The 20,699-nt window shown below is 60.4% G+C and carries 17 protein-coding genes; 2 read left to right on the top strand and 15 right to left on the bottom strand.

What is annotated here, in order from left to right:
- Nucleotides 1-33 precede the first annotated feature (33 nt).
- The 8 genes from PMI27_RS24330 to PMI27_RS24295 form a co-directional block, all read right to left on the bottom strand.
- On the bottom strand, nt 34-1,185 hold the full coding sequence (locus PMI27_RS24330; RefSeq protein ID WP_008157222.1) for an acyl-CoA dehydrogenase family protein: 1,152 nt from the start codon (nt 1,183-1,185) through the stop codon (nt 34-36).
- An 18-nt stretch (nt 1,186-1,203) separates the two neighbouring features.
- Nucleotides 1,204-2,292: an enoyl-CoA hydratase/isomerase family protein gene (locus tag PMI27_RS24325; RefSeq protein ID WP_008157221.1), complete on the bottom strand. Its 1,089-nt coding sequence runs from the start codon at nt 2,290-2,292 to the stop codon at nt 1,204-1,206.
- A gap of 2 nt (nt 2,293-2,294) precedes the next feature.
- On the bottom strand, nt 2,295-3,185 hold the full coding sequence (gene mmsB, locus PMI27_RS24320) for a 3-hydroxyisobutyrate dehydrogenase (RefSeq protein ID WP_008157220.1): 891 nt from the start codon (nt 3,183-3,185) through the stop codon (nt 2,295-2,297).
- Nucleotides 3,186-3,295: 110 nt separating this feature from the next.
- Nucleotides 3,296-4,804 (bottom strand): CoA-acylating methylmalonate-semialdehyde dehydrogenase, encoded by a 1,509-nt coding sequence (locus PMI27_RS24315; RefSeq protein WP_008157219.1) that lies wholly within the window; start codon nt 4,802-4,804, stop codon nt 3,296-3,298.
- Between the two features lie 101 nt (nt 4,805-4,905).
- On the bottom strand, nt 4,906-6,609 hold the full coding sequence (locus tag PMI27_RS24310; RefSeq protein WP_008157218.1) for an AMP-binding protein: 1,704 nt from the start codon (nt 6,607-6,609) through the stop codon (nt 4,906-4,908).
- 353 nt (nt 6,610-6,962) lie between these two features.
- Nucleotides 6,963-8,213, bottom strand: coding sequence for an OprD family porin (locus tag PMI27_RS24305; protein WP_024164532.1), 1,251 nt, complete (start codon nt 8,211-8,213; stop codon nt 6,963-6,965).
- Between the two features lie 182 nt (nt 8,214-8,395).
- Nucleotides 8,396-10,045, bottom strand: a complete 1,650-nt coding sequence (locus PMI27_RS24300; protein WP_008145787.1) for a cation acetate symporter — start codon at nt 10,043-10,045, stop codon at nt 8,396-8,398.
- A complete protein-coding gene (locus tag PMI27_RS24295) occupies nt 10,042-10,371 on the bottom strand; it encodes a DUF485 domain-containing protein (RefSeq protein ID WP_008145786.1) in 330 nt (109 codons plus the stop codon). The genes PMI27_RS24300 and PMI27_RS24295 overlap by 4 nt, the downstream gene beginning before the upstream one ends.
- A gap of 398 nt (nt 10,372-10,769) precedes the next feature.
- Here PMI27_RS24295 and PMI27_RS24290 point away from each other — a divergent pair, with 398 nt between their 5' ends.
- Together PMI27_RS24290 and PMI27_RS24285 are read left to right on the top strand one after the other, a co-directional pair.
- The gene (locus tag PMI27_RS24290) at nt 10,770-11,720 is read left to right on the top strand and encodes a LysR family transcriptional regulator (protein ID WP_033053263.1); all 951 of its coding nucleotides are present in this window, start codon (nt 10,770-10,772) and stop codon (nt 11,718-11,720) included.
- Nucleotides 11,721-11,773: 53 nt separating this feature from the next.
- Entirely contained in the window at nt 11,774-12,802 is a 1,029-nt protein-coding gene (locus tag PMI27_RS24285) for an AraC family transcriptional regulator (RefSeq protein ID WP_008145780.1), read from the top strand.
- 79 nt (nt 12,803-12,881) lie between these two features.
- Here the strand turns inward: PMI27_RS24285 and PMI27_RS24280 are convergent, their stop codons facing one another.
- From PMI27_RS24280 to PMI27_RS24250, 7 genes are all read right to left on the bottom strand, one after another.
- Complete coding sequence (locus tag PMI27_RS24280) at nt 12,882-13,805, bottom strand: transporter (RefSeq protein WP_008145778.1); 924 nt, start codon at nt 13,803-13,805, stop codon at nt 12,882-12,884.
- A gap of 106 nt (nt 13,806-13,911) precedes the next feature.
- Nucleotides 13,912-15,096, bottom strand: coding sequence for a serine hydrolase domain-containing protein (locus PMI27_RS24275; protein ID WP_008145776.1), 1,185 nt, complete (start codon nt 15,094-15,096; stop codon nt 13,912-13,914).
- A gap of 329 nt (nt 15,097-15,425) precedes the next feature.
- Nucleotides 15,426-16,214: an SDR family oxidoreductase gene (locus PMI27_RS24270; protein WP_008145774.1), complete on the bottom strand. Its 789-nt coding sequence runs from the start codon at nt 16,212-16,214 to the stop codon at nt 15,426-15,428.
- Between the two features lie 58 nt (nt 16,215-16,272).
- Entirely contained in the window at nt 16,273-17,820 is a 1,548-nt protein-coding gene (locus PMI27_RS24265) for an amino acid ABC transporter permease/ATP-binding protein (RefSeq protein WP_008145771.1), read from the bottom strand.
- Between the two features lie 64 nt (nt 17,821-17,884).
- Complete coding sequence (locus PMI27_RS24260; protein WP_008145768.1) at nt 17,885-18,679, bottom strand: ABC transporter substrate-binding protein; 795 nt, start codon at nt 18,677-18,679, stop codon at nt 17,885-17,887.
- Nucleotides 18,680-18,723: 44 nt separating this feature from the next.
- A complete protein-coding gene (locus PMI27_RS24255; protein ID WP_008145765.1) occupies nt 18,724-19,794 on the bottom strand; it encodes an isopenicillin N synthase family dioxygenase in 1,071 nt (356 codons plus the stop codon).
- Nucleotides 19,795-19,808: 14 nt separating this feature from the next.
- On the bottom strand, nt 19,809-20,660 hold the full coding sequence (locus tag PMI27_RS24250) for a sugar phosphate isomerase/epimerase family protein (RefSeq protein WP_008145764.1): 852 nt from the start codon (nt 20,658-20,660) through the stop codon (nt 19,809-19,811).
- Nucleotides 20,661-20,699: the final 39 nt, after the last annotated feature.

Genomic DNA, 20,699 nt, shown 5'->3' on the forward strand with positions numbered 1-20,699 from the left:
CCGGACGCAACGGGCGCGTCCGGCCGGAGGGGCTCAGAGTGCGTAGTGGGCCAGTTCGCGGGCGATCAGCAGGCGCTGGACCTCGCTGGTGCCTTCGTAGATCTGGGTGATGCGCGCATCGCGGTAGTAGCGCTCCACCGGGTAGTCCTCCAGATAGCCGTAGCCACCATGGATCTGCATCGCGCTAGAGCACACGCGCTCGGCCATTTCAGAGGCGAACAGCTTGGCCTGCGAGGCTTCTGACAAGCACGGTTGCCCGGCGCTTTTCAGGCGTGCGGCATGCAGCACCAGCAGTCGGGTGGCATTGAGCCGGGTGTGCATGTCGGCGAGCAAATTGGACACGCTCTGGTGTTCGATGATCGGCTTGCCGAACTGGATGCGTTCGCGGGCATACCCCAGCGCGGCCTCGAAAGCGGCGCGGGCGATGCCCAAGGCCTGGGCGGCGATACCGATGCGACCGCCTTCCAGGTTGGACAGGGCAATGGCCAGGCCCTTGCCGCGTTCACCCAGCAAATGGTCCTGGGGGATCGTGCAGTTGTTCAGGGTCACTGCGCAGGTATCGGAAGCCTTGATACCCATCTTGTGTTCGCTACGGTCGACCACGAATCCTGGGTTGTCGGTCGGCACCAGGAAGGCCGACAGACCCTTCTTGCCCAGCTCCGGATCAGTGACGGCAAAGACGATGGCCAGCTTGGCACGCTTGCCATTACTGACGAACTGCTTGGCGCCGTTGAGCACCCACTGACCGTCGCGCAGTTCGGCGCGAGTGCGCAAGTTGTGCGCTTCGGTGCCGGCCTGTGGCTCGGTCAAGCAGAAGCAGCCGATGGCCTGGCCGCTGGCCAGAAGCGGCAACCAACGGTCTTGCTGGGACGGGCTGCCATATTTGAGCAAGGGGCCGCAGCCCACTGAATTGTGGATGCTCATCAATGCGCCGAGCGCACCGTCGCCGGCTGAGATTTCCTCCACGGCCAGGGCGTAGGCCACATAGTCGGTGTAGCTGCCACCCCACGTGTCCGGCACTACCATGCCCAGCAGGCCCAGTTCACCCATCTGCGCCACCACGGCGTCATCGATCCAGCCGGCCTTCTCCCAGGCTTGGGCATGCGGGCCGACTTCGCTGCGGGCAAAGTCGCGCGCCATGTCGCGGATCATGCGTTGTTCTTCGGTCAATTCGATATCGTGCATTGCGGTGTCTCCTGCCGATCAGGCGGTGCGAAGGGGGGTGGCGGAGGCCGGACGGAAGCCGCTGAAAAAGGAATGCACTCGCGGTGGTGCCAGTTCCGCCAGGGTGGGTGGGTTCCAACGTGGGGTCTTATCCTTGTCGATGATCAGGGCGCGCACGCCCTCCATCAGATCGCCTTTGTCGAACCACTGATAGTCCAGGTGCAACTCCAGGGCAAAGCAGTCGGCCAGGCTCAGGTAACGACCACGACGCAGCAGCTCCAGGGTCACGGCCATCGCCAGTGGCGAACGGCTGTCGAGCAGTTTGGCCGTCTGCTCGGCCCAGTCGCGCAGCTCGGGACGTTGCTCGCGCAGCAGGGCGGTGCGAATGGCCGGCACATCGGGCAGGGAGAAATACTCATCGATCACCTGGCGATAGGCCTTGAGTTCCGATCCCGCAATTCGCTCGGTGGCCATGCTGGCGAGCAGGTCTTGCAGGTCTTCCTCGGGAGCATCGGTCCAGTTCAACTGATCCAGCGCGGCACCCAGTTCGGCCAACTGCTCACTGGGCAGGCAGTAGTCAGCCAGGTTGGCATAGAGGGCGTCGGCGGCACGTATCTGGCAACCGGTGACGCCCAGATAGATACCCAGCTCACCCGGAAGTCGCGGCAGGAAATAACTGCCGCCGACATCGGGGAAAAAGCCGATGCCGACTTCCGGCATCCCCATCCGCGTGCGCTCGGTGATCACCCGCAGCGAGGCGGCCTGGGCCAAGCCCATACCGCCGCCCAACACATAACCATCCAGCAGCGCCAGCACCGGTTTGGAGTAGCGATGCAGATACTCGTCAAGGGCGTATTCCTCCTCGAGGAACACCTCGTGCATGTCGTCGCCGGCCTTGTGGCTGTCGTACAGCATGCGGATGTCGCCACCGGCGCAGAAGGCCTTTTCCCCGGCACCACGGATGGTCACGGCGACAATCTCCGGGTCCTGTTCCCAGACCCACAGGTGCCGGCAAAGCAGTGTCACCATGGGCAGGTCCAGGGTGTTCAACGCGCCGGGTCGATTCAGCGTCAGGTGGCCGACGCGGTTGCGCACACTGGCCAGCACCGGGGCTTGCTGCTCGCTCATGCTCAGGCTTCTCCACGGAACAGTTTGATGATGGCGGAGAAGTCCAGGCCGCCATTACCTTGCAGGCTGAAGGTCTGGTACAGCTGCTGTGCGGCAGCACCGAGCACCACCGGCTGGCGCACATGTTTCGCGGCTTCGGTGGCGAGGCCGAGGTCCTTGAGCATCAGATCGGTACCAAAGCCGCCACTGTAACCACGCGCGGCCGGAGCGTTTTCCAGCACGCCTGGGAACGGATTGTTGATCTCCGAACTCCAGCAGCGACCGGTAGAAGTGCCGATGACACCGGCCAGCACCTTGGCGTCCATACCCAGGGCCACACCCAGCGCCATGGACTCGGCAACGCCGACCATGGAGATGCCGAGCAGCATGTTGTTGGCGATCTTGGCCACCTGGCCGTTACCTGCGCCACCGCAGTGCACGATGTTGCGGCCCATCGCCGAGAGGATCGGCAGGGCTTGGTCGTACACACTGACCGGGCCGCCGACCATAAAGGTCAGGGTGCCTGCCGTCGCGCCGCCGGTGCCGCCGGATACCGGTGCGTCGAGCATCGGGTTGCCTTGGGCCAGGGCGAATTTTGCGACTTCGCGGGCACTGATCGGGTCGATGGTCGAACTGTCGATCAACAGCACGCCCTGGCCAATGTTGGCCAGCAGGCCGTCCTTGCCACGATAGACCTGCTTCACATGATCGGCGGTCGGCAGCATGGTGATGACCACCTCAACCCCGGCTTTGGCCACGGCGGCGGGCGAGTCAGCGGCGCTGGCGCCAGCTTCCACCAGGGCGGCGACCGCCTGCGGGAAAGGATCGAAGACGGTCAGGCTGTGGCCAGCCTTGAGCAGGTTGCGGGCCATTGGGCCGCCCATGTTGCCGAGGCCGAGAAATCCGATATGCATGATCACTACCTTTTGCGAGTGGGGAGGCGCTGTTGCGCATCGACCCGTTATGTCTGGTGTTGCACCGTTCAGCTCCCGGCCGGCCGACGCTGGGCGCCGGCCGGCAGAGATCATTTCAGGGTGATGGTGGTGTTCACCGAGCCGCCGGTGTCATCCTCGTCGAACCAGCGCTGGGTGACCGTCTTGGTCTGGGTGTAGAAGGTCACCACTTGTTTGCCGTAGGGGCCCAGGTCACCGAGTTTGGAGGCGCGCGAACCGGAGAACGAGAACAGCGGGACCGGTACCGGGATCGGCACGTTGATGCCTACCTGGCCGACGTCGATTTCTTCCTGGAAGTGACGGGCCGCAGCGCCGGAGCGGGTGAACAGGGCGGTACCGTTGCCATTCGGGTTGGCGTTGATGATCTCGATCGCTTCACTCAGGCTGGCGGCGTGCATGACGCACAGCACCGGACCGAAGATTTCTTCGCGGTACACGGACATTTGTGCAGTGACGCCGGAAAAGATGGTCGGGCCGACGAAGTTGCCGTCCTGGTAGCCAGGCACGCTAGGGTTGCGACCATCGAGTTCAAGCCTGGCGCCTTCTTCGATGCCGCTGGCAATCAGACTGTGGACACGATCCAGGGCCGCGCAGGAGATCACCGGGCCAATGTCGGTGCCAGGTTCAGTGCCGCCATTGATCTTGAGGGTTTTGGTCCGCTCGATCAGGTCCGGCAGCCAGGTCTGCGCTTCACCTACCAGAATGACTACCGGCAGAGCCATGCAGCGTTGACCGGCGGCGCCGAAGGAGGCGCCCAGCAGGTTGTTCAACGTTTGCTGCTTGTTGGCATCGGGCAGGACGATGGCGTGGTTCTTCGCGCCCATCATGCACTGCGCGCGCTTGCCGTTCTGGGTGGCGCGGTTGTAGACATGGGTACCGACTTTGGTCGAGCCGACGAAGGACACCGCTTTGATGTCCGGGTGGTCGCAGATCAGGTTCACCGCGTCGACGCCGCCATGGATGACGTTGAGCACGCCCTTGGGTACGCCGGCCTCGAGGGCCAGTTCGACCAGACGCATGGTCACCAGCGGATCTTGCTCGGACGGCTTGAGGACGAAGGTGTTGCCGGTGGCGATGGCCATCGGGAACATCCACAGCGGGATCATCGCCGGGAAGTTGAACGGGGTGATGCCGGCGCACACGCCCAGCGGCTGCATCAAGGTGTAGGTGTCGACGCCATTGGCGACGTTGTTGGCCAACTCACCCATCTGCAGATTGCCGATGGAGGCGGCGTGCTCGACCACCTCCAAACCGCGGAACACATCACCTTCGGCATCCGGCAGGGTTTTGCCCTGTTCGGCGGTGAGCAGGGCGGCCAGTTCCTTGATGTTCTCGCGGATCAGTTGCTGGTACTTGAAGAAGATCCGGGAGCGGGCGCCGATCGGAGTCTTGCGCCAGGTCTTGAAGGCTTCCTTGGCGCTGGCCACGGCGGCGTTCATTTCCTCGGCGGTGGCGAAGGGCACGCGGGCCAGGACTTCCTGGGTGGCCGGGTTGACTACGTCGCGCCACTGAGTGCTGCGTGACTCGACGAATTCGCCGTTGATGAGAAGCTTGACGCTTGGAATGCTGGAAGAGGTCATTTTCAGTTCTGCCTACTTTCTTTGGGTCGAGTTAAGCCACTCGGCCTGGAGGGCCGAGCGGTCGGATTTGAATTCAGGAGGGCCGGTGTACCGGCCCGGGTTCAGCCCTTGAGCTGCGGGAAGTCTTCTTCGAAGTACTCTTGCACGCCGCGTGCATCGCTCTGGCGGCGCTGCACTTCCATCTGTCGCAGTTCCACCCGGCGGATCTTCCCGGAGATGGTCTTGGGCAGTTCGCTGACGAATTCGATACGTCGCACCCGCTTGTAGGGCGCCAGGTGCTCGCGGGCGAAGGCGAGGATGCTGCCGGCCAATTCGGCACTGCCGGGTTCGTCATGGGCCAGGATCAGGAACGCCTTGGGCACGGCCAGGCGTAGCGGGTCAGGGCTTGGCACCACGGCCACTTCCATCACCGCCGGGTGCTCGATCAGTGCGCTCTCCAGCTCGAAGGGACTGATGCGGTAGTCGGAGGCCTTGAACACATCGTCGGCGCGGCCGACAAAGGTGACATAGCCATCCTCGTCGATCTGCGCGGTGTCGCCGGTGCGGTAGTAGCCGTCGCGCATCACTTCGGCGGTTTTTTCCGGGCTGTCCTCGTAGCACAACATCAGGCCGAGCGGACGCACGTCCAGTGGCAGGGCTACTTCTCCCTCGTTGCCGGGTACGCCGTCGGGGTCAAGCATGGTCACCCTGTAGCCCGGCAGAGGACGGCCCATGGAGCCGGGTTTGAGCAGTTGGCCGGGTGTGTTACCGACCAGAGCGGTGGTTTCCGACTGACCGAAACCATCACGCAGCGGCAAGTCCCAGGCATGCAGGATCTGCTCGATGATCTCCGGGTTCAGTGGCTCACCGGCGCCCACCAGTTCGCGCAGGTTCAAGCGCCCCTTGTAACTGCCCAGGTCCTCCTGAATCAGCATGCGCCACACGGTGGGCGGGGCGCACAGGCTAGTGACGCCATAGCGCTCCAGCGCGCCAAGCAGGGCAGGGGCGCTGAAGCGCGCGACGTTGTGGATGAAGATGCAGGCGCCGGCGTTCCACGGTGCGAAGAGGCAGCTCCAGGCATGCTTGGCCCAGCCCGGTGACGAGATGTTCAAGTGCAGGTCACCTGGCTGCAGGCCGATCCAGTACATGGTCGACAGGTGGCCGACCGGGTAGCTCTGGTGGCTGTGCAGCACCATCTTTGGCTTGGAGGTAGTGCCAGAGGTGAAGTACAGCAGCATCGGATCGGTGGCTAGCGTGCGGTCCTCGACGTCGAACTGCTCGGAATACTCGCTGGCGGCGCTGTGCGGGGTCCAGCCGGCGGGGGCCGGGCCGACGCAGATGCGGCTGCAGCCTTCTCCCAGGCCGACGAACTTGTCGACATGGGCGCTGCCGACCACCAGGTGACGAACCTGGCCGCGCTCGATGCGGTCGCCCAGGTCATCGGGGGTCAGCAGAGCGGTGGCGGGGATCACCACGGCGCCAAGCTTGAAGGCGGCCAGCATGGTTTCCCACAAGGCGACATCATTGCCGAGCATCAGCAGGATGCGCTCGCCGCGGCGTACGCCGAGGGCACGCAAGTGGTTGGCCACCTGATTGGAGCGCGAAGCCAGTTGCTGGAAGCTGTAGCGCTGTTCGCTGCCGTCTTCTTCGACGATCCACAGGGCGTTGGCCTGGTTGCCCTCGGCCATGGCATCGAAGTAATCCAGAGCCCAGTTGAACTCGTTCAGTTGCGGCCAGCGGAAGTCACGCACAGCAGTGGCGTAGTCGGTACGGTGGGCCAGCAGGAAGTCTCGAGCGGCGAGGAACGGTTGGCAGTTGCTGTTCATTGGAGTCTCCATCGATCGTGGTGACGATCGGCGCGGGTACAGGTACGGGATGGTCAGGCAGCGAAGGGGGCTTCGCTGCGGGCAGCAATGCGTACGAGACGCGTGCAGGTACCTGAGAGCGGGGAGACTGCGGCAAGCATGGATGTCTTCACGGTGTATGCCCTTGTTTGTTTTTGTTGGGTCTGGCGCGGTTCATGACCAGGCGCTTGAGCCCAGTATATGCATGCAAAAATCAATTAAAAATGCTCATAAAAACCGGTGCGTTGTGCAAAAAAATCATAGAGGTGGCGCGTTGGATTGGGGGGCACTCGCACTCTCAGGCGACGCGAGTGGCCCCCGTCTGGCAGGGGGATTTACCAGATCGGCAAGGTGTAGCTGAGGATCAGGCGGTTTTCATCCAGGTCGCTGCCGAAATTGGTCGAGCGCACTGTCGCGTTGCGCCACTTCACCCCGACATTTTTCAGCGGCCCGCTCTGCACGACATAGCCAATGTCGGTATCACGTTCCCATTCCTTGCCTTCCGGGCGGTTGCCGCCCAGATCGATGTTGTCACCGGTGAGGTAGCGGGTCATGAACGTCAGGCCAGGAATGCCGACGGCCGCAAAGTTGTAGTCGTAGCGCGCCTGCCAGGATTTTTCGTCCTTGCTGGCGAAGTCGCCGATCTGCACGAAGTTCACCAGGAAGGCATCGGTGCCGTTGACGTAGGCGTAGCCGGTGTCGCCGCTCATGCCTTGATAACCCAGGCCCAACGCATGCCCGCCGAGGTTGTAGGTGAACATCGCGCCAATCGCATTGTTATCGACATTGCTGCCGCCATCATCCGTGGAGCGGGCGAAGCGCAGATCCGTCTTCAACGACTGGCCGGTCGTCACCGGCAACACGTAGGTCAGGTTGACCAGGTGCTGGCTGTAGAAGTTGTCGAGATGGCCGTAGCTGTAGCCGGTGGCGAGGTTGCTGGTCCATTTGTAGTTCAGGCTGGCGAAATCGAAGCTGTCGCTGTCGAGATGACGTGTGGTGATGCCCTTGGCGCCGGTGCGGGTGATGCCCATGTCCTCGTAATCCGAGGAGTCGCGCTGATTGACCTGCGTCAGTCGCCCGGCATCCACGGTCAGGCCTTCGAGTTCCAGCGAGGTCAACTGACCGCCCTTGAAGGTTTGTGGCAACAGCCGTGAATCGTTGGCCAATACCGTCGGCAGTTTCGGCAACAGCGTGCCCAGTTTTAGCGTGCTTTTGGAGGCCCGCACTTTGGCGGTCAGGCCCAGTTCGCCGTACTCGTCCTGCGCACCTTTGCTCGTGTCGCGGTGGCGTTTGAGCAGGCCGGAGCCTGCGCGATCGGGGCTGGAATCAAGCTTGACGCCGAGCAGGCCGATGGCATCAAAGCCGACACCGATCAAACCGTCGGTGAAGCCTGATTCATAGCGCAGCAGGAAACCCTGGGCCCATTCCTCTTGTTCGGATTGGGCGGCGTTGGTCTGACGATAGTCACGGTTGAAATAGAAGTTGCGCAGCTCAAGGCTGGCCTTGCTGTCTTTGACAAAGTCCGCATGGGCTTGGGTGGCAAGGCTGCTGCTTGCCAGGAACAGGGTGATCAGGGTGGGTTTCATTGCTTGTCTCTTGTTGTTATGAGCAGTGATGTTATGAGCAAGCCGTTCCCGCACTGGCTGGGCCGGTGGAGGGAGGGCTCGTTGGAGGTGCCCCGCGCCGGGCGGCGCAGGGCGGGAGTAAAAAAGCGCGAGCAAAGGAGCGGACTCGCGCTCGGGGCCGTTGACCCCGCAAAGCTGCAGCGTTAGTGACTGCTGGCCATTGCAGCGCCCAGGCCAGTCTGGGCGCGGACGAACTGATCGGCATAGGCAGCGCGCTCGCGGTCGGCGCGCTCGCTACGGTCCAGCTTGGACGCCACCACGATGACCAGGAAGGCCAAAGGCATGGAGAACAGCGCCGGCTGATCGTAGGGGAAGATCGCCTGGGCATGGCCCAATACGCCGACCCACACCGACGGAGAGCCGATGACCAGGGCCAGGGCGCTGATCAGGCCAGTCAAACCGCCATAGAGGGCGCCACGGGTGGTCAGGCCGCCCCAGTACATGGCCATGATCAATACCGGGAAATTCGCAGAGGCCGCTATGCCAAACGTCAGGCCGACCAGGAAAGCGATGTTCTGGCCCTCAAACAGAATGCCGAGGGAAATCGCGACGATGCCCAGACCGACAGTGGCGATGCGCGACACACGCATTTCCTGCTTCTCGTCGGCCTTGCCCTTCTTCAGTACCGAGGCATAAAGGTCGTGCGAGATGGCCGAGGCGCCAGCCAGGGCCAGGCCGGCCACCACTGCAAGAATGGTGGCGAAGGCCACGGCGGAGAGGAATCCGAGAAACAGGTTGCCACCCACTGCCTTGGCCAGGTGCATGGCCACCATGTTGCCGCCGCCGATCATGGCGCCGCCGAGCTTACCGTCGACATAGTACTGCGGGTCTGTGCCGACGATGACAATGGCGGTGTAGCCCAGGATGCAGACCACCAGGAAGAAAAAGCCGATGAACACCGTGGCGAATAGCACCGATTTACGCGCCTCCTTGGCATTGGGCACGGTGAAGAAACGCATCAGGATGTGCGGCAGGCCGGCGATGCCGAAGACCAGTCCGAGGGACAGTGACACCGCGTTGATCGGATCGGCCAGCAAAGTGCCCGGGCCCATAATCTGCACGCCGCTGGCATGCACCGCCACGGCTTGGGCGGCCAGCGTCTCGAAGCTGAAGCCGAAACGGCTCAGGGCCAGCAGCATCAAGGTAGTGCCGCCGGCCAGCAGCAGAACCGCCTTGGTGATCTGCACCCAAGTGGTGGCGAGCATGCCGCCGAAGATCACGTAGACCAGCATCAACAGGCCGACCACCACCACCGCCGTGCGATAGTCGAGACCGAACAGCAGCTTGATCAACTGACCGGCACCCACCATCTGCACAACCAGGTAGCAACACACCACCGTCAGCGAGCCGAGGGCGGCGAAGCTGCGCACGCGAGTTTGATCCAGGCGGAAGGAGACGATGTCGGCGAAGGTGTAGCGGCCCAGGTTGCGCAGGCGCTCGGCCATCAGGAAGGTGACGATGGGCCAGCCGACGAAGAAGCCAATGATATAGATGAAGCCGTCATAGCCCTTGGCGAACACCAGGCTCGAGAGGCCCAGCAAAGTGGCCGCCGACATGTAGTCACCGGCGATTGCGAGGCCATTCTGAAAACCCGTGATACCGCCACCGGCGCTGTAGAAGTCGGCGGCGGAGTGCGTGCGACGGGACGCCCACCAAGTGATCAGCAAGGTGGCAAGGACGAAGACGAAGAACATGCCGATGGCATGCACGTTGAGCGGTTGCTTCTCCGCGGTGATAGTTGCGGCGTTGGCCAGCAGCGGGCTGAGGGCGAGAAGGGCGAGTAGGCGTTTCATGCGCGGGTCTCCAGGAGGATCTGCGCGCTGAGCGCGTCGAAACGGGTGTTGGCGGTGTTCACATACCAGGCGGTAAGCAGCCAGGACAGCAGGATAATTGCCACGCCGATCGGCATGCCGAGGCTGAGATGACTGCCGTCGTACAGCGGCAGGTGCAGCCAGGCAGGTGCGAAGGCCACTACCATGATGAAGCTGTAATAGACAGCCAGGACGGCGGCGCTCAGTGACCAGGCCAGCAGCGCGCGCTGGCGGGTGAGTCGCTGGAACTTGGGATTGGCCCTGACCTGGGCGCAGGTCTGGGCGTGGTTCGGATGGTCAGTCGTCATGATGAGGCTCCGCTTTTAATTGTTGTTGTATGTCGGCCTTTTGAGGGGCGTACGGGTACCCGGGCGACGTCCCGAAGCGGAGCGTCACCTGAATGCTGCTGGAGTCGTATCTGCCCTGGCGATCTTCCGGAGGCGAGGGGTGTTGAAATGACGTCGGTCAGGTGCCGACAGGGAACCCGTCTATGAGCTCTCGACGGGGCCGAATGTGGCAGTGATTGCGCTGTCGCACAGCTGCCTGTTTTCGGCTTGAAAGCAGTGTTTTTTCCCTGCATTCATGCCGTCAGCCCTGATTGAAATTTGGGCGTTTCCGGTTGAGAAACGATGCTGGTCAAACCAGGCTGAATGCGAGTATATGTTGGCTAATTTCCAATATGTATTGGCAGAAAAGCCTGATGAATATGCAAAAACGCACAACCCAAAGTCATGTGAATTGGGACGATATGCGCTTCTTTCTCGAGGTCGCCCGTGCTCACACCGCGAGTGGCGCAGCACGTCGTTTGGGGGTGGACTACACCACGGTGTCGCGGCGCATCCGAGCCCTTGAGCAAAGCCTTGGTGCACTGCTTTTCGAGAAGTCCCGAGCGTCGGGTTTTGTCATGACTGTCGAGGGGCAACGCCTGGTCAGTCACGCCGAAACGCTGGAAAGTACGCTGCTGGCAGCCTGCGAGCAGGTTTCCGGAACCACCGGGGGGCTCGCCGGACACCTGCGCATCGGCTGTACCGAGGCTTTCGGCTCCTGTTTCATCACCACGCAGATGAGCCACTTCATCATCCATTACCCGCATATCTCCGTGGACATCCTGCCGGTCCCGCACTTCGTCAACCTGTCACGGCGCGAGGCAGACATCGCGATCACCCTGGAGCGGCCTGAGCGCGGTCCGTACGTGTGCTCGCGGCTGTGCGACTACCGACTGCGTCTGTATGCGACACCGGAGTACCTGGCCAATCATTCGCCGATTGCCAGTCGCGAGGACCTGGCCGGTCACCCCTTCGTGACCTATGTCGAGGATCTGGCCTTCAGCTTCAAGCTGCTCTACCTGAACGACCTGCTGCCCGGTGCGCACAGCCGCCTGCGCAGCACCAGCGTAGTTTCCCAGTACCATGCGGCGCTGGAAGGGCGCGCGCTGGCCATCCTGCCTTGCTTCCTCGCTGGTCCCGACCCGCGCCTGTGCGAAGTGCTCCCGGATGAGGTGGAGGTCACTCGACAGTTCTGGATGTACTACAGCGAGGACCTGCGCAAGCTCAAGCGGATTACTTTGGTAGCCGACTACCTGCGCGCCTGCGCGGATCTCAATCGCCCGCTGCTGATGGGCGAGTCGCAAGGGATGGCCTACTTGCCATCGCCCTGAGGTTGCTACTCTGATCAGCGGTTCACCCTAAAATAATAAAAACAGGTGTCTCCATGCGTCTCGACCATGCGTTGTTAACCGATGTCAGCGGCAAACCGATACGTCAGCAGCACAAAATTTTTTCAACCGATTGGGATGAAATCAGCGACTGGTCGGATCGCGTTTACATGCCCTATCGTGTGTCCCCCATAGGGCATGCCATCAAGCCGCGCGCAACCATGCATTCATCCAGGATTGGCGAGTTGACGCTGACTCGTTTTGCCTATGGCGTTGGTGTGAGCGTCGATGAGTTTTCGCCCGAGGCGGGGAATGCATTACTGCTTACGACCATTCGCGGTAATGCCCGGCACTGGACTCAGCGTTCGGTCACCGAGGATACGGCAGTAGGTGAATCCTTCATTGCCAATTGCAGTCGTGTCGATTACCGGATCGACCTCGACCCGGATCACCTGCAACTGAATCTGACCATTCCTCATGCGGTTTTGGAACGGATGGCGCAGCAGTGGTTTGGGTTCGTGCCCGATGATCAGTTCTGGAGACACAAGTGCGTCATCGGCGGAGTCGGTTCGAGCTGGCTAAGCCTGCTGGAGTACACGGTTCGTTGCGTGGCCGAGGCTTCCGAACACATGGCTGAAGGACGTCTGGGGGCTCATCTGGAGCAAAGTCTTTGCGTTCATCTATTGCGAGAGTGGGCTGCCCGCGCCGCGCAAGCAGGGCTTGATTTCAATAGTCCAATGAACCGGATTGCACCGCGTTATGTCAGGGCCGCCGAAGAGTTCATGAGTGCCAATGCAGCGAGCCTGCCGACGTTGGCAGAGGTTGCCAGTGCCGTCGGGACCAGTGTGCGGGCATTGAGTGGGGCCTTCTCGCGTTTTCGCGGCATGACGCCCGGTGCGTTCTTGCGCGAGCAGCGGTTGCAGGGTGTGCGCCGAGATTTGTTGGCAATGGATCCGGAGTCGGGTACGACTGTTTCCGCCATCGCCTTTCGGTGGGGGTATCTAAACCTGGGTGAATTTGCGGGAATCTATCGCAAGCGTTTCAGTGAATTACCCTCCCAAACCTTGCAGCGCCGACTGCGCTAGCGATGCGAGGCAGGAAAGGGCACCGAGAGTGACGTCTAACTCACTCTCGGTGCCCGGGAAGCCAACCACTTGCTGTGGGTCAGAACACCCACAACAGCCGTAGGTTAACCCGTTGCTTTTCCTTGAAACCGTTGTCGACCGATACGTCCTGGCCGTAATTGAGCAGGGCCTGGAACGTCGGGGTCATCCAGTACGATCCCCCGACACGGTACTTGCTGGTGTTGGGTTCATCGTCCTGATCCTGACCGTCAATGCTCGTCTCACCACCCCAGAGTTGAGACGCACCGACATGCACCGACAGCTTGGGCGTCACGGCGTACCTCAGGTACGTCTGGGCTTGCCATAGTGGCTTCTGGCGCAACGTCAGGCTTTGACTCGTGAGGTCGTCATTTTTGCCAAACAGGGTCACGTCGGCGGTGAGGTCCAGGGATAACTTTTCAGTGAGGCCGGTCACATAGCCCGTCTGCAACGTCATCTTCCAACGGTTTTCGCCAAGGTTGAGTGCATCGTTTCGGTCATAGTTACCGGTCGGCACGTACAGGTAGGGCGCTATGCCCCAGTAACGGTTCTTCGCCGGATCATTCACGAGCCACAGGGTGGACGCCAGAATCAAGTCGCCCGTGCCATTGGCTTGTCCCAACGCGTCGTTATCGCGTGTTCCTTCCAGACGCCCGAATGGCAACAGGAACTGCGTATTGATCGTGTAGTCACCCAACTGCTGGTAATTCGCGACACGCAAGATGCCGATATCCGAGTCGAGTCCCGCTTTAATCGCAACCTTGTGACCATCACGGTAAAGCGACCGCCGCTCGGCATGCTGGAGGTAAAGCAAGCCAATATTGCTGCCGGCTGGAAGCGCAGCGGTGTATTCGCCGGCGTCCACATCGATGGCTTGGGCGTTGCCCGCCAGAGTCGCCAGCAGGAGGCCGGCACTGATTGTTGACGTGCCAAATGCGCATTTTTTGGATCGAGCGCGCGCAGGGGTACGTGTGGAGATCTCCATGAGTCACCTGTTTTGTTTTTGTTGTTTTCGGAGAAGGGGATAGTTTTCTTGCGCCATCGCCTGGAGCCCTTGGAGGGCTCTCATGCGAATCGAATCAGGTACGGGGTCAGGTGTTCAGATTGCGGTAGGCCGCCGTTTCGAAATCCAGATAACCGTTGGTCGAAACAGGGTCTACGAAGGGCAATATTTGAGTGGCCCAAAAACCACCGATGCCATTCTTGCGATCGATCCAATAGAAAAGGTTGGCCAGCCCAGCCCACGCCAATGAGCCCGCAGGGCGACCGGTGGGTGCGTCTTGTTCGTTGACCATGAAACTCAACGCCCATGACTTTGGCATGCCGGGGAAGAATTCCGCAGTGTGGGAAATACTCGGAATCACGCAGGGAAGGGCTTTTATTTTCAGGTTGTCGAGCCCGTTTTTTTCAGCGAAACGAATCGTCTCAGGCTTCAGGATTCGTCCGTGATCACCCTGTCCATCGTTTAGCCAGGCCCGGATGAACAGGCAATAATCCTTCACAGTCGAGAACAGGCCATGGCCTCCCATGTGCACTTCCGGTTCCTCTGGAAGGAGGGAGCCCTCGACTGCGGTCAGCGATCCGTCTTCTTCACGCTGGTGCATTCCAGCCCGTCGCTGGAGCATCGATGTGGTCATGCTAAAAGCGGTATCGGTCATGCCCAGAGGCTCGAAAATACGCTGTTGCATGACGTCACCCAGACGTTTGCCGGTAATGGCCTCGACCACCAGACCGGCCCAATCCATGTTGGAGCCGTATTCCCATTGCTCTCCAGGCTCAAACAGCAAGGGCGTTAGAAGTGCCGCCAACGACCCACTGATGATGCTGGGCTGGCGACCTTCCTGGACTAGCCTGTTGTAGTTTTCGTTAAAGAACTCATAACCCAGGCCTGCCGTATGAAGCAGAAGCATCCGCGTGGTGATGTGTTTTTTGGGGGCGCGAAGCCGCGGGGTGCCGTCGCTGTCAAACCCTTCGAGCACCTTCAGTTCGCCGATCATCGGCACATAGTTCCTGGCAGGCGCATCGAGATCCAGTCGGCCTTCCTCGACCAACTGAAGCACCGCCGTGGCGGTTATCGCTTTAGTCGTGGAAAACATGGCGAAGACACTGTCGGTCGTCATTGCACCGGCTTGACCGAGCGTCCGTTGACCTGAAGCACCCTCGTAGATCAAACCGTCGCGCCCGGTGATTGCTGCGACTACGCCTGGGACGCACTGCTGTCCAGTGGTGACGGCGTCGAGCAAGTGGTTGAGTGATGATGTAAAACCTGGATTCATTATTTTTATTCTCCTTAAACCCGACCCATAGTCCGCTCGGCTAGAGCCTATGGCGGGGCAGTGGTAGGACTGACTGGGCCGACGTGAAGCAAGGAACGTCGGGCCAGTGGAGAGTAAAAAAATAAATTTAATGCGTTTGTCGGCTGCCGGCAGAGGGTGTCGGAATCAGGCACTTATTTAAGTGCCGTGCAGGTGGGGGATGTTTTGTGGTTTGACGAGTTGTTTATGCGGCGCTTTTCCAAGCAAGTCAGACACTACCGGGCGGTATCAGGGGGGAGGGTTGGAACGGTTACGGGGCAGTGTTTACCGCCCCATAGCACCTGCCGTCTTTATTGGCTGGAGCGAATGGCCCCTCCATCAATCAACAGGTTCTGCCCGGTCAGGTAGCCCGCATGGCTGCTGCAAACGAAGGCGCACAGAGCGCCGAACTCCTCGGGTGAGCCGAAGCGTTTGGCAGGAATTTCGCTACGGCATTCGCCGAGGAATGCCTCACTGTCTTGCCCCGACTCTTCGGCAGCAGCGACCAGGTTGTCACGCAGTCGATCGGTGTCGAATGAGCCCGGTTGCAGGTTGTTGATCGTCACATTCCGACTGGCGATGTTTTCTTGCCGGGCAAGCCCTGCGATAAATCCCGTCAGACCACTGCGCGCGCCATTGGACAGACCCAGGCTTTCGATAGGGGACTTCACGGCACTCGACGTAATGTTGATGATTCGGCCAAATCCGCGGGTCGCCATGCCGTCTACCGTTGCTTTGATCAACTCGATAGGGGTGAGCATGTTGGTATCCAGCGCCTTGAGCCAGGCGTCGCGGTCCCATTCGCGGAAATCCCCGGGAGGAGGGCCTCCAGCGTTGTTGATCAAAATATCGAAATGCTCATGGGCCATGAGGGCTGCCGCGCGACCCTCGGGCGTTGAAATGTCTCCGGCTACGGCGATGACCGTCACTTCAGGATTTATCGCTCTGAGCTGACGGGCTGTTTCATTCAGCGTCTGTTCGCCTCGGGCGGTGATCACCACGTTCACGCCTTCGCTGACGAGTGCCTGTGCACAGGCTTTACCCAGGCCTTTGCTGGCCGCGCACACCAGCGCCCAGTGTCCTGCTATTCCAAGATTCATGCGTGTTTTCCTGAAAGAAGGAAGCTCAAAGAAAGTGGTTGCCTACGCAGCGCCATGCTCACGCATGATTCGCAGTGACAGGCAGGTTTGGCGATCGAGTACTGATTCCCATAAAGCGCCGCACTCTCTCTCCTTCGGCATCGCAGCGTATGGTTTCAGGTGCAGCATCCAGTTGGATATTTCCGTTCTCCATGAACACGACCCGGTCGGATATCGACATGGCAAAGTCCATTTCGTGGGTGACGATAATCATGGTCATGCCTTCACTGGCAAGGTCGCGTATGACGTTCAGCACATCGCCCACCAGCTCTGGATCGAGCGCTGACGTAGGCTCGTCGAACAGCATGATGTCCGGCTCCATGGCCAAAGCACGCGCGATCGCCACGCGCTGTTGCTGTCCGCCGGAGAGCTGGTGCGGGTACTTGTGGGCGTGGGCGAGCAGGCCGACCTTGTCCAGCAGCGCATAAGCACGGTGTTCGCTCAGCTCGCCGGGGATGCCGTGGTAACGCGGCGCCAGCGTGACGTTGTCGAGAATGGTGCGGTGCGGGAACAGATTGAAGTTCTGGAACACCATGCCAATGTGCCGCACGCCTTTGCGCAGACGGGCGCTGTTGGGTTTGTCCGACGCTTCGATGAATTTTTCACCGAACAACAGAATGTCGCCGGTATCGATGGTTTCCAGACCGTTGACCGTGCGGATCAACGACGTTTTGCCGGAACCGGAGGGGCCAATGATCGAGATCACCTGGCCGTATTCGACGTTCAGGTCGATACCCATCAGCACCTGGTGCGTGCCATAGCTTTTCTGGATGTTTTTCAGTTGCAGGATGGGCGTCGTGTTGTTGCCCGCAGCTTTACGCGCAATGTCGGGCAAGGCTTCGGCGCAGGCCTTGAGCTTGGCCACGGCGGCGGCATCGAGTGTATGCGGCTTGCGGAAATTCAGGTCCAGGTAGCGCTCCAGACGCTGCAGGAAAAAGCCGAACACGGTGACGATCAGCACGTAGTACACGCCCACCGCCGCCAGGGTTTCCATGACCAGGAAGTTGGTGGCATAGAGGCGTTGGCCGACCGTGAGGATTTCGGTCAGGGAGATGACCGAGACCAGCGACGTCAGCTTGACCACCGTGATGTATTCATTGATCAACGTAGGCAGCGAGATACGGAAAGCCTGGGGGATCACAATCAAGCGCTGCATGCCGAACAGGCCGACACCCAGCGCGCGGCCTGCTTCCTTTTGGCCCTTGGCCACGGAGATCAGGCCACCACGGTGGATCTCCGCCATGTACGCCGCTTCCGTGACCACCAGAGCAAGCAAGCCGGAGTAGAAGGGGTTCGACAGAATCGGTCCGCTACCGGGAAACAATTGGGGCAAGTTGTAGACGAAGACCACCAGCACCAGCAACGGGATGCTGCGGAAGAACCAGATGTAGACCGCCGCGGGGATGCGCAGTAAGGGTGACTGGGACAACTTGGCCGTGGCCAGGCCAAAGCCCAGCAGCATGCCGAGGAACCAGGCCAGGGCACTGAGTTGGACCACCGTGACGCAGGCTTTCCAGAAGTCCGGCAGGGAGAACAGGGAGAAGAAATACGACCAATCGAATTGCATAGGGCACCTCGATCTGCCGCCCCGGTGCAGGGGCCGCAGATGACCAGACTACAAGGACACGTTCTTAGTGGGCAGTCGGTTCTTCCAAGCCATATTTCTTAAGAATAGCGGCGTATTCACCGCTCTTTTTCGTCTCTTCGAAGGCTTTTTGCACGGCCTGGAATGTTTCGTCGTTACCTTTCTTGACGAAGATTCCCAGGGTTTGCTGATAGATCGGGTGTTCGGTGGTGATCACTACCCGGCCATTGGTTTTTTCCGCGATCATTTTTGCAGCGCCAGCGATTTCAACCTGGGCCTGAATGTTTTTGGACAACAGGGCCTGGGTCACTTCGGGCGCCGAGGGGTACTCGCTGACGGTGATGGCGCCTTTGTTGTTCGGCACACAGTAATCATCGGAGAGCTTCTTGAATTCCTTGACCCAGGTGGTGCCCTGTTCCAGGCCCAGTTTCAAGCCGCACAGGTCTTCAGGTTTTTTCGCATTGATCTCGCTGCCCTTGGGCACCATGACCGCGGCACCAGTGTTGGCATAAGCGATGGTCTGGGCCTGAGTCTGGCGCTCCGGTGTGATGTACATGCCGGAAATGACCGCGTCGTATTTGGCGGAGTTCAGGCCCAGGATCAGGCTCGGGAATTTGGTGTCGACGAACTCCACCTTGGCGTTCATGTGCTTGGCCAGGGCCGCTGCCAGTTCGGGATCCGAACCCACCACGTTTTTGTCTTTGTCATAGGACTCGAAAGGAGGGTAGGTGATTTCCATGCCGACCTTGAACGTGTCTGATGCGGCCATGCTCAACGAGGCACCGAGCATACCGGCTGCCAATACAGCCAAGCTCAACAGGTTCTTATTATTGTTTTTCATTTTTACTGACTCCGGCGTAGGTAAGGGGTTACTGAAAACTTCAATCAGGACGGTTGAGCCTGATTTTTCAAATGTCCGAAACTGGCGGGCTTGCGTGCCTTGCCTGGCAGTTGAACTTCCCCATTGGCCACCCTCTGGCGCAGATACTGATAAGTCTGCAGTGCCTGGCCATACATGTGTTCGCCGATCGTGATTTCTTCGTAGTCGTTACCTCCCTGGGCGAACCCGGGCAGCGGTTTGATCTGGGTGTGATAGTCGCAGGCATAAAACAGTGGAAAGGAATAACGCTCCTCCTTCACGCTCCGCACCCGGTGCGCAGTGGCAACGAATGCGCCTGCCGTCATCACTTCCAGCATGTCGCCGATGTTGACCACAAAGGCATCAGCCATCGGTGGTGCATCGATCCATTGTCCAAGGTTGTTCATCACCTCAAGGCCTGGTTTGTCGGCCAGGAGGATGGTGAAGCACTCATAATCAGTATGGGCGCCAAGCCCCGGTGCGTCATGGGCGGCACCGTCGAAGGGGTAGTGGATCAGGCGCAGCTTGGACGGCGGGCGGGTGACCAGGCTGTCGAAATAGTTTTCTTCCAGGCCCAGGGTCAGGGCAAAGCCGCCGAACAGGCGCCGGCCCAAGGCGAAGATCGCTTCATAGTAGGCCTGCACCGACGCCTTGAAACCCGACAGCTGCGGCCAGTCGTTGGGCCCCAGCAACGGGGTGTTGGCCAGCACCAGCGGATCATCGGCCGGGACTTCGAAGCCGACGTCGAAGGCTTCCTTGTGGTCCGGCTTGCCTTTGGAATAGACCTCTTCGCCTTCGGGCACAAAGCCCTTGTGGGTTTGCGAGGTGCCGATGTAGTGCCGCATCTTGGTGTCGAAGGGCTGATCAAAAAAGTCCTTGGCCGCCTTGCGCAGGTTGGCGATCAGCTGCGGGTCGATACCGTGATCGGTGATATAGAGGAACCCGACTTCGCTGGCGGCACGTCCCAATTCTTCGGCCACGGCCAGGCGGTGTTCCCGTTCGACGCTGAACAGACCGGCGATGTTGACCACCGGGATGCTATTGAAGTTGGCTTTGTGCGTGTCAGTGCTGGCGCTGTTGTTTTTATTGTCAGGCATGACGCATCGGCTCCCTAAGGATTGCTTGAGTGGTGGAAACGCTCGAAGTGTTCGCGCTCGGTCTGGCCCATCCACACGTTCAATGACCACAGGTCGGCGACCGGGACATTGGTGAAGGGCAAATGATGCAGATAGCCGTCGGCGCCGAATTCCGGGGTCAGGGTGCTGACCTGGTAACCGCGGGCTTGCTGCGAGCGCCAGATGCTTTCCCAGTGCTGCTGATGGAAAGCCAGTTCTTTTGCATATTCGGGAGCCGCCGGGTGCGGAACCTGCGGGCCCTGGTCGTAACCGACCCGTGCCTGGATATGGTGAACCCGCTCGATGAAAGCGCTCAGATCATCGGCCGGGTCATTCAACAGACGCTCGCAGGTCACGACCCAATGGCTGATGTCACTGGTGAACAACAGATCGGGCAATTGCCGGATCAACTCCAGGGTCACCCAGGGGTTGAACAGCGAACGCGAGCGGTGAGTTTCGAAACTGCAGACCTGGCCGTGCTTGCGCGCCAGTTCCAGCGCCTGGCCAAAAAACTCCACTTGTTGTGGCAAGGACCAGCGGTCATTGCCCGCCAGTACGTTGACGAAACGTGGGCCGAGCTCAGCGGCCCAGGCGAGTTTCTGATCGAGGTCATTGAGGTGGACGGCAGGGGACGCCGACTGGTCCGGCAGCACATCGTACGCCGTGAAAACCGTGCTGATATAACCCAGGCGATTGGCCTGGAGAAAAGCGGCGAACTCAGCCCGTTCACGGGCGTCCAGTGGCAGACGTGCTTCCATTCCATCAAAGCCCGCCTGCAACAGCTCTTCAAGCGCCTGGGCCTTGCTGGCGGTGTAACCCCACAGCGTGCGGAAAATTTCCAGCTTCATCGGTGATCCTCAAAAATTCTCAGGCCTACTGCAAAAGCA

Source organism: Pseudomonas sp. GM41(2012) (genome assembly GCF_000282315.2).
Lineage (GTDB): Bacteria > Pseudomonadota > Gammaproteobacteria > Pseudomonadales > Pseudomonadaceae > Aquipseudomonas.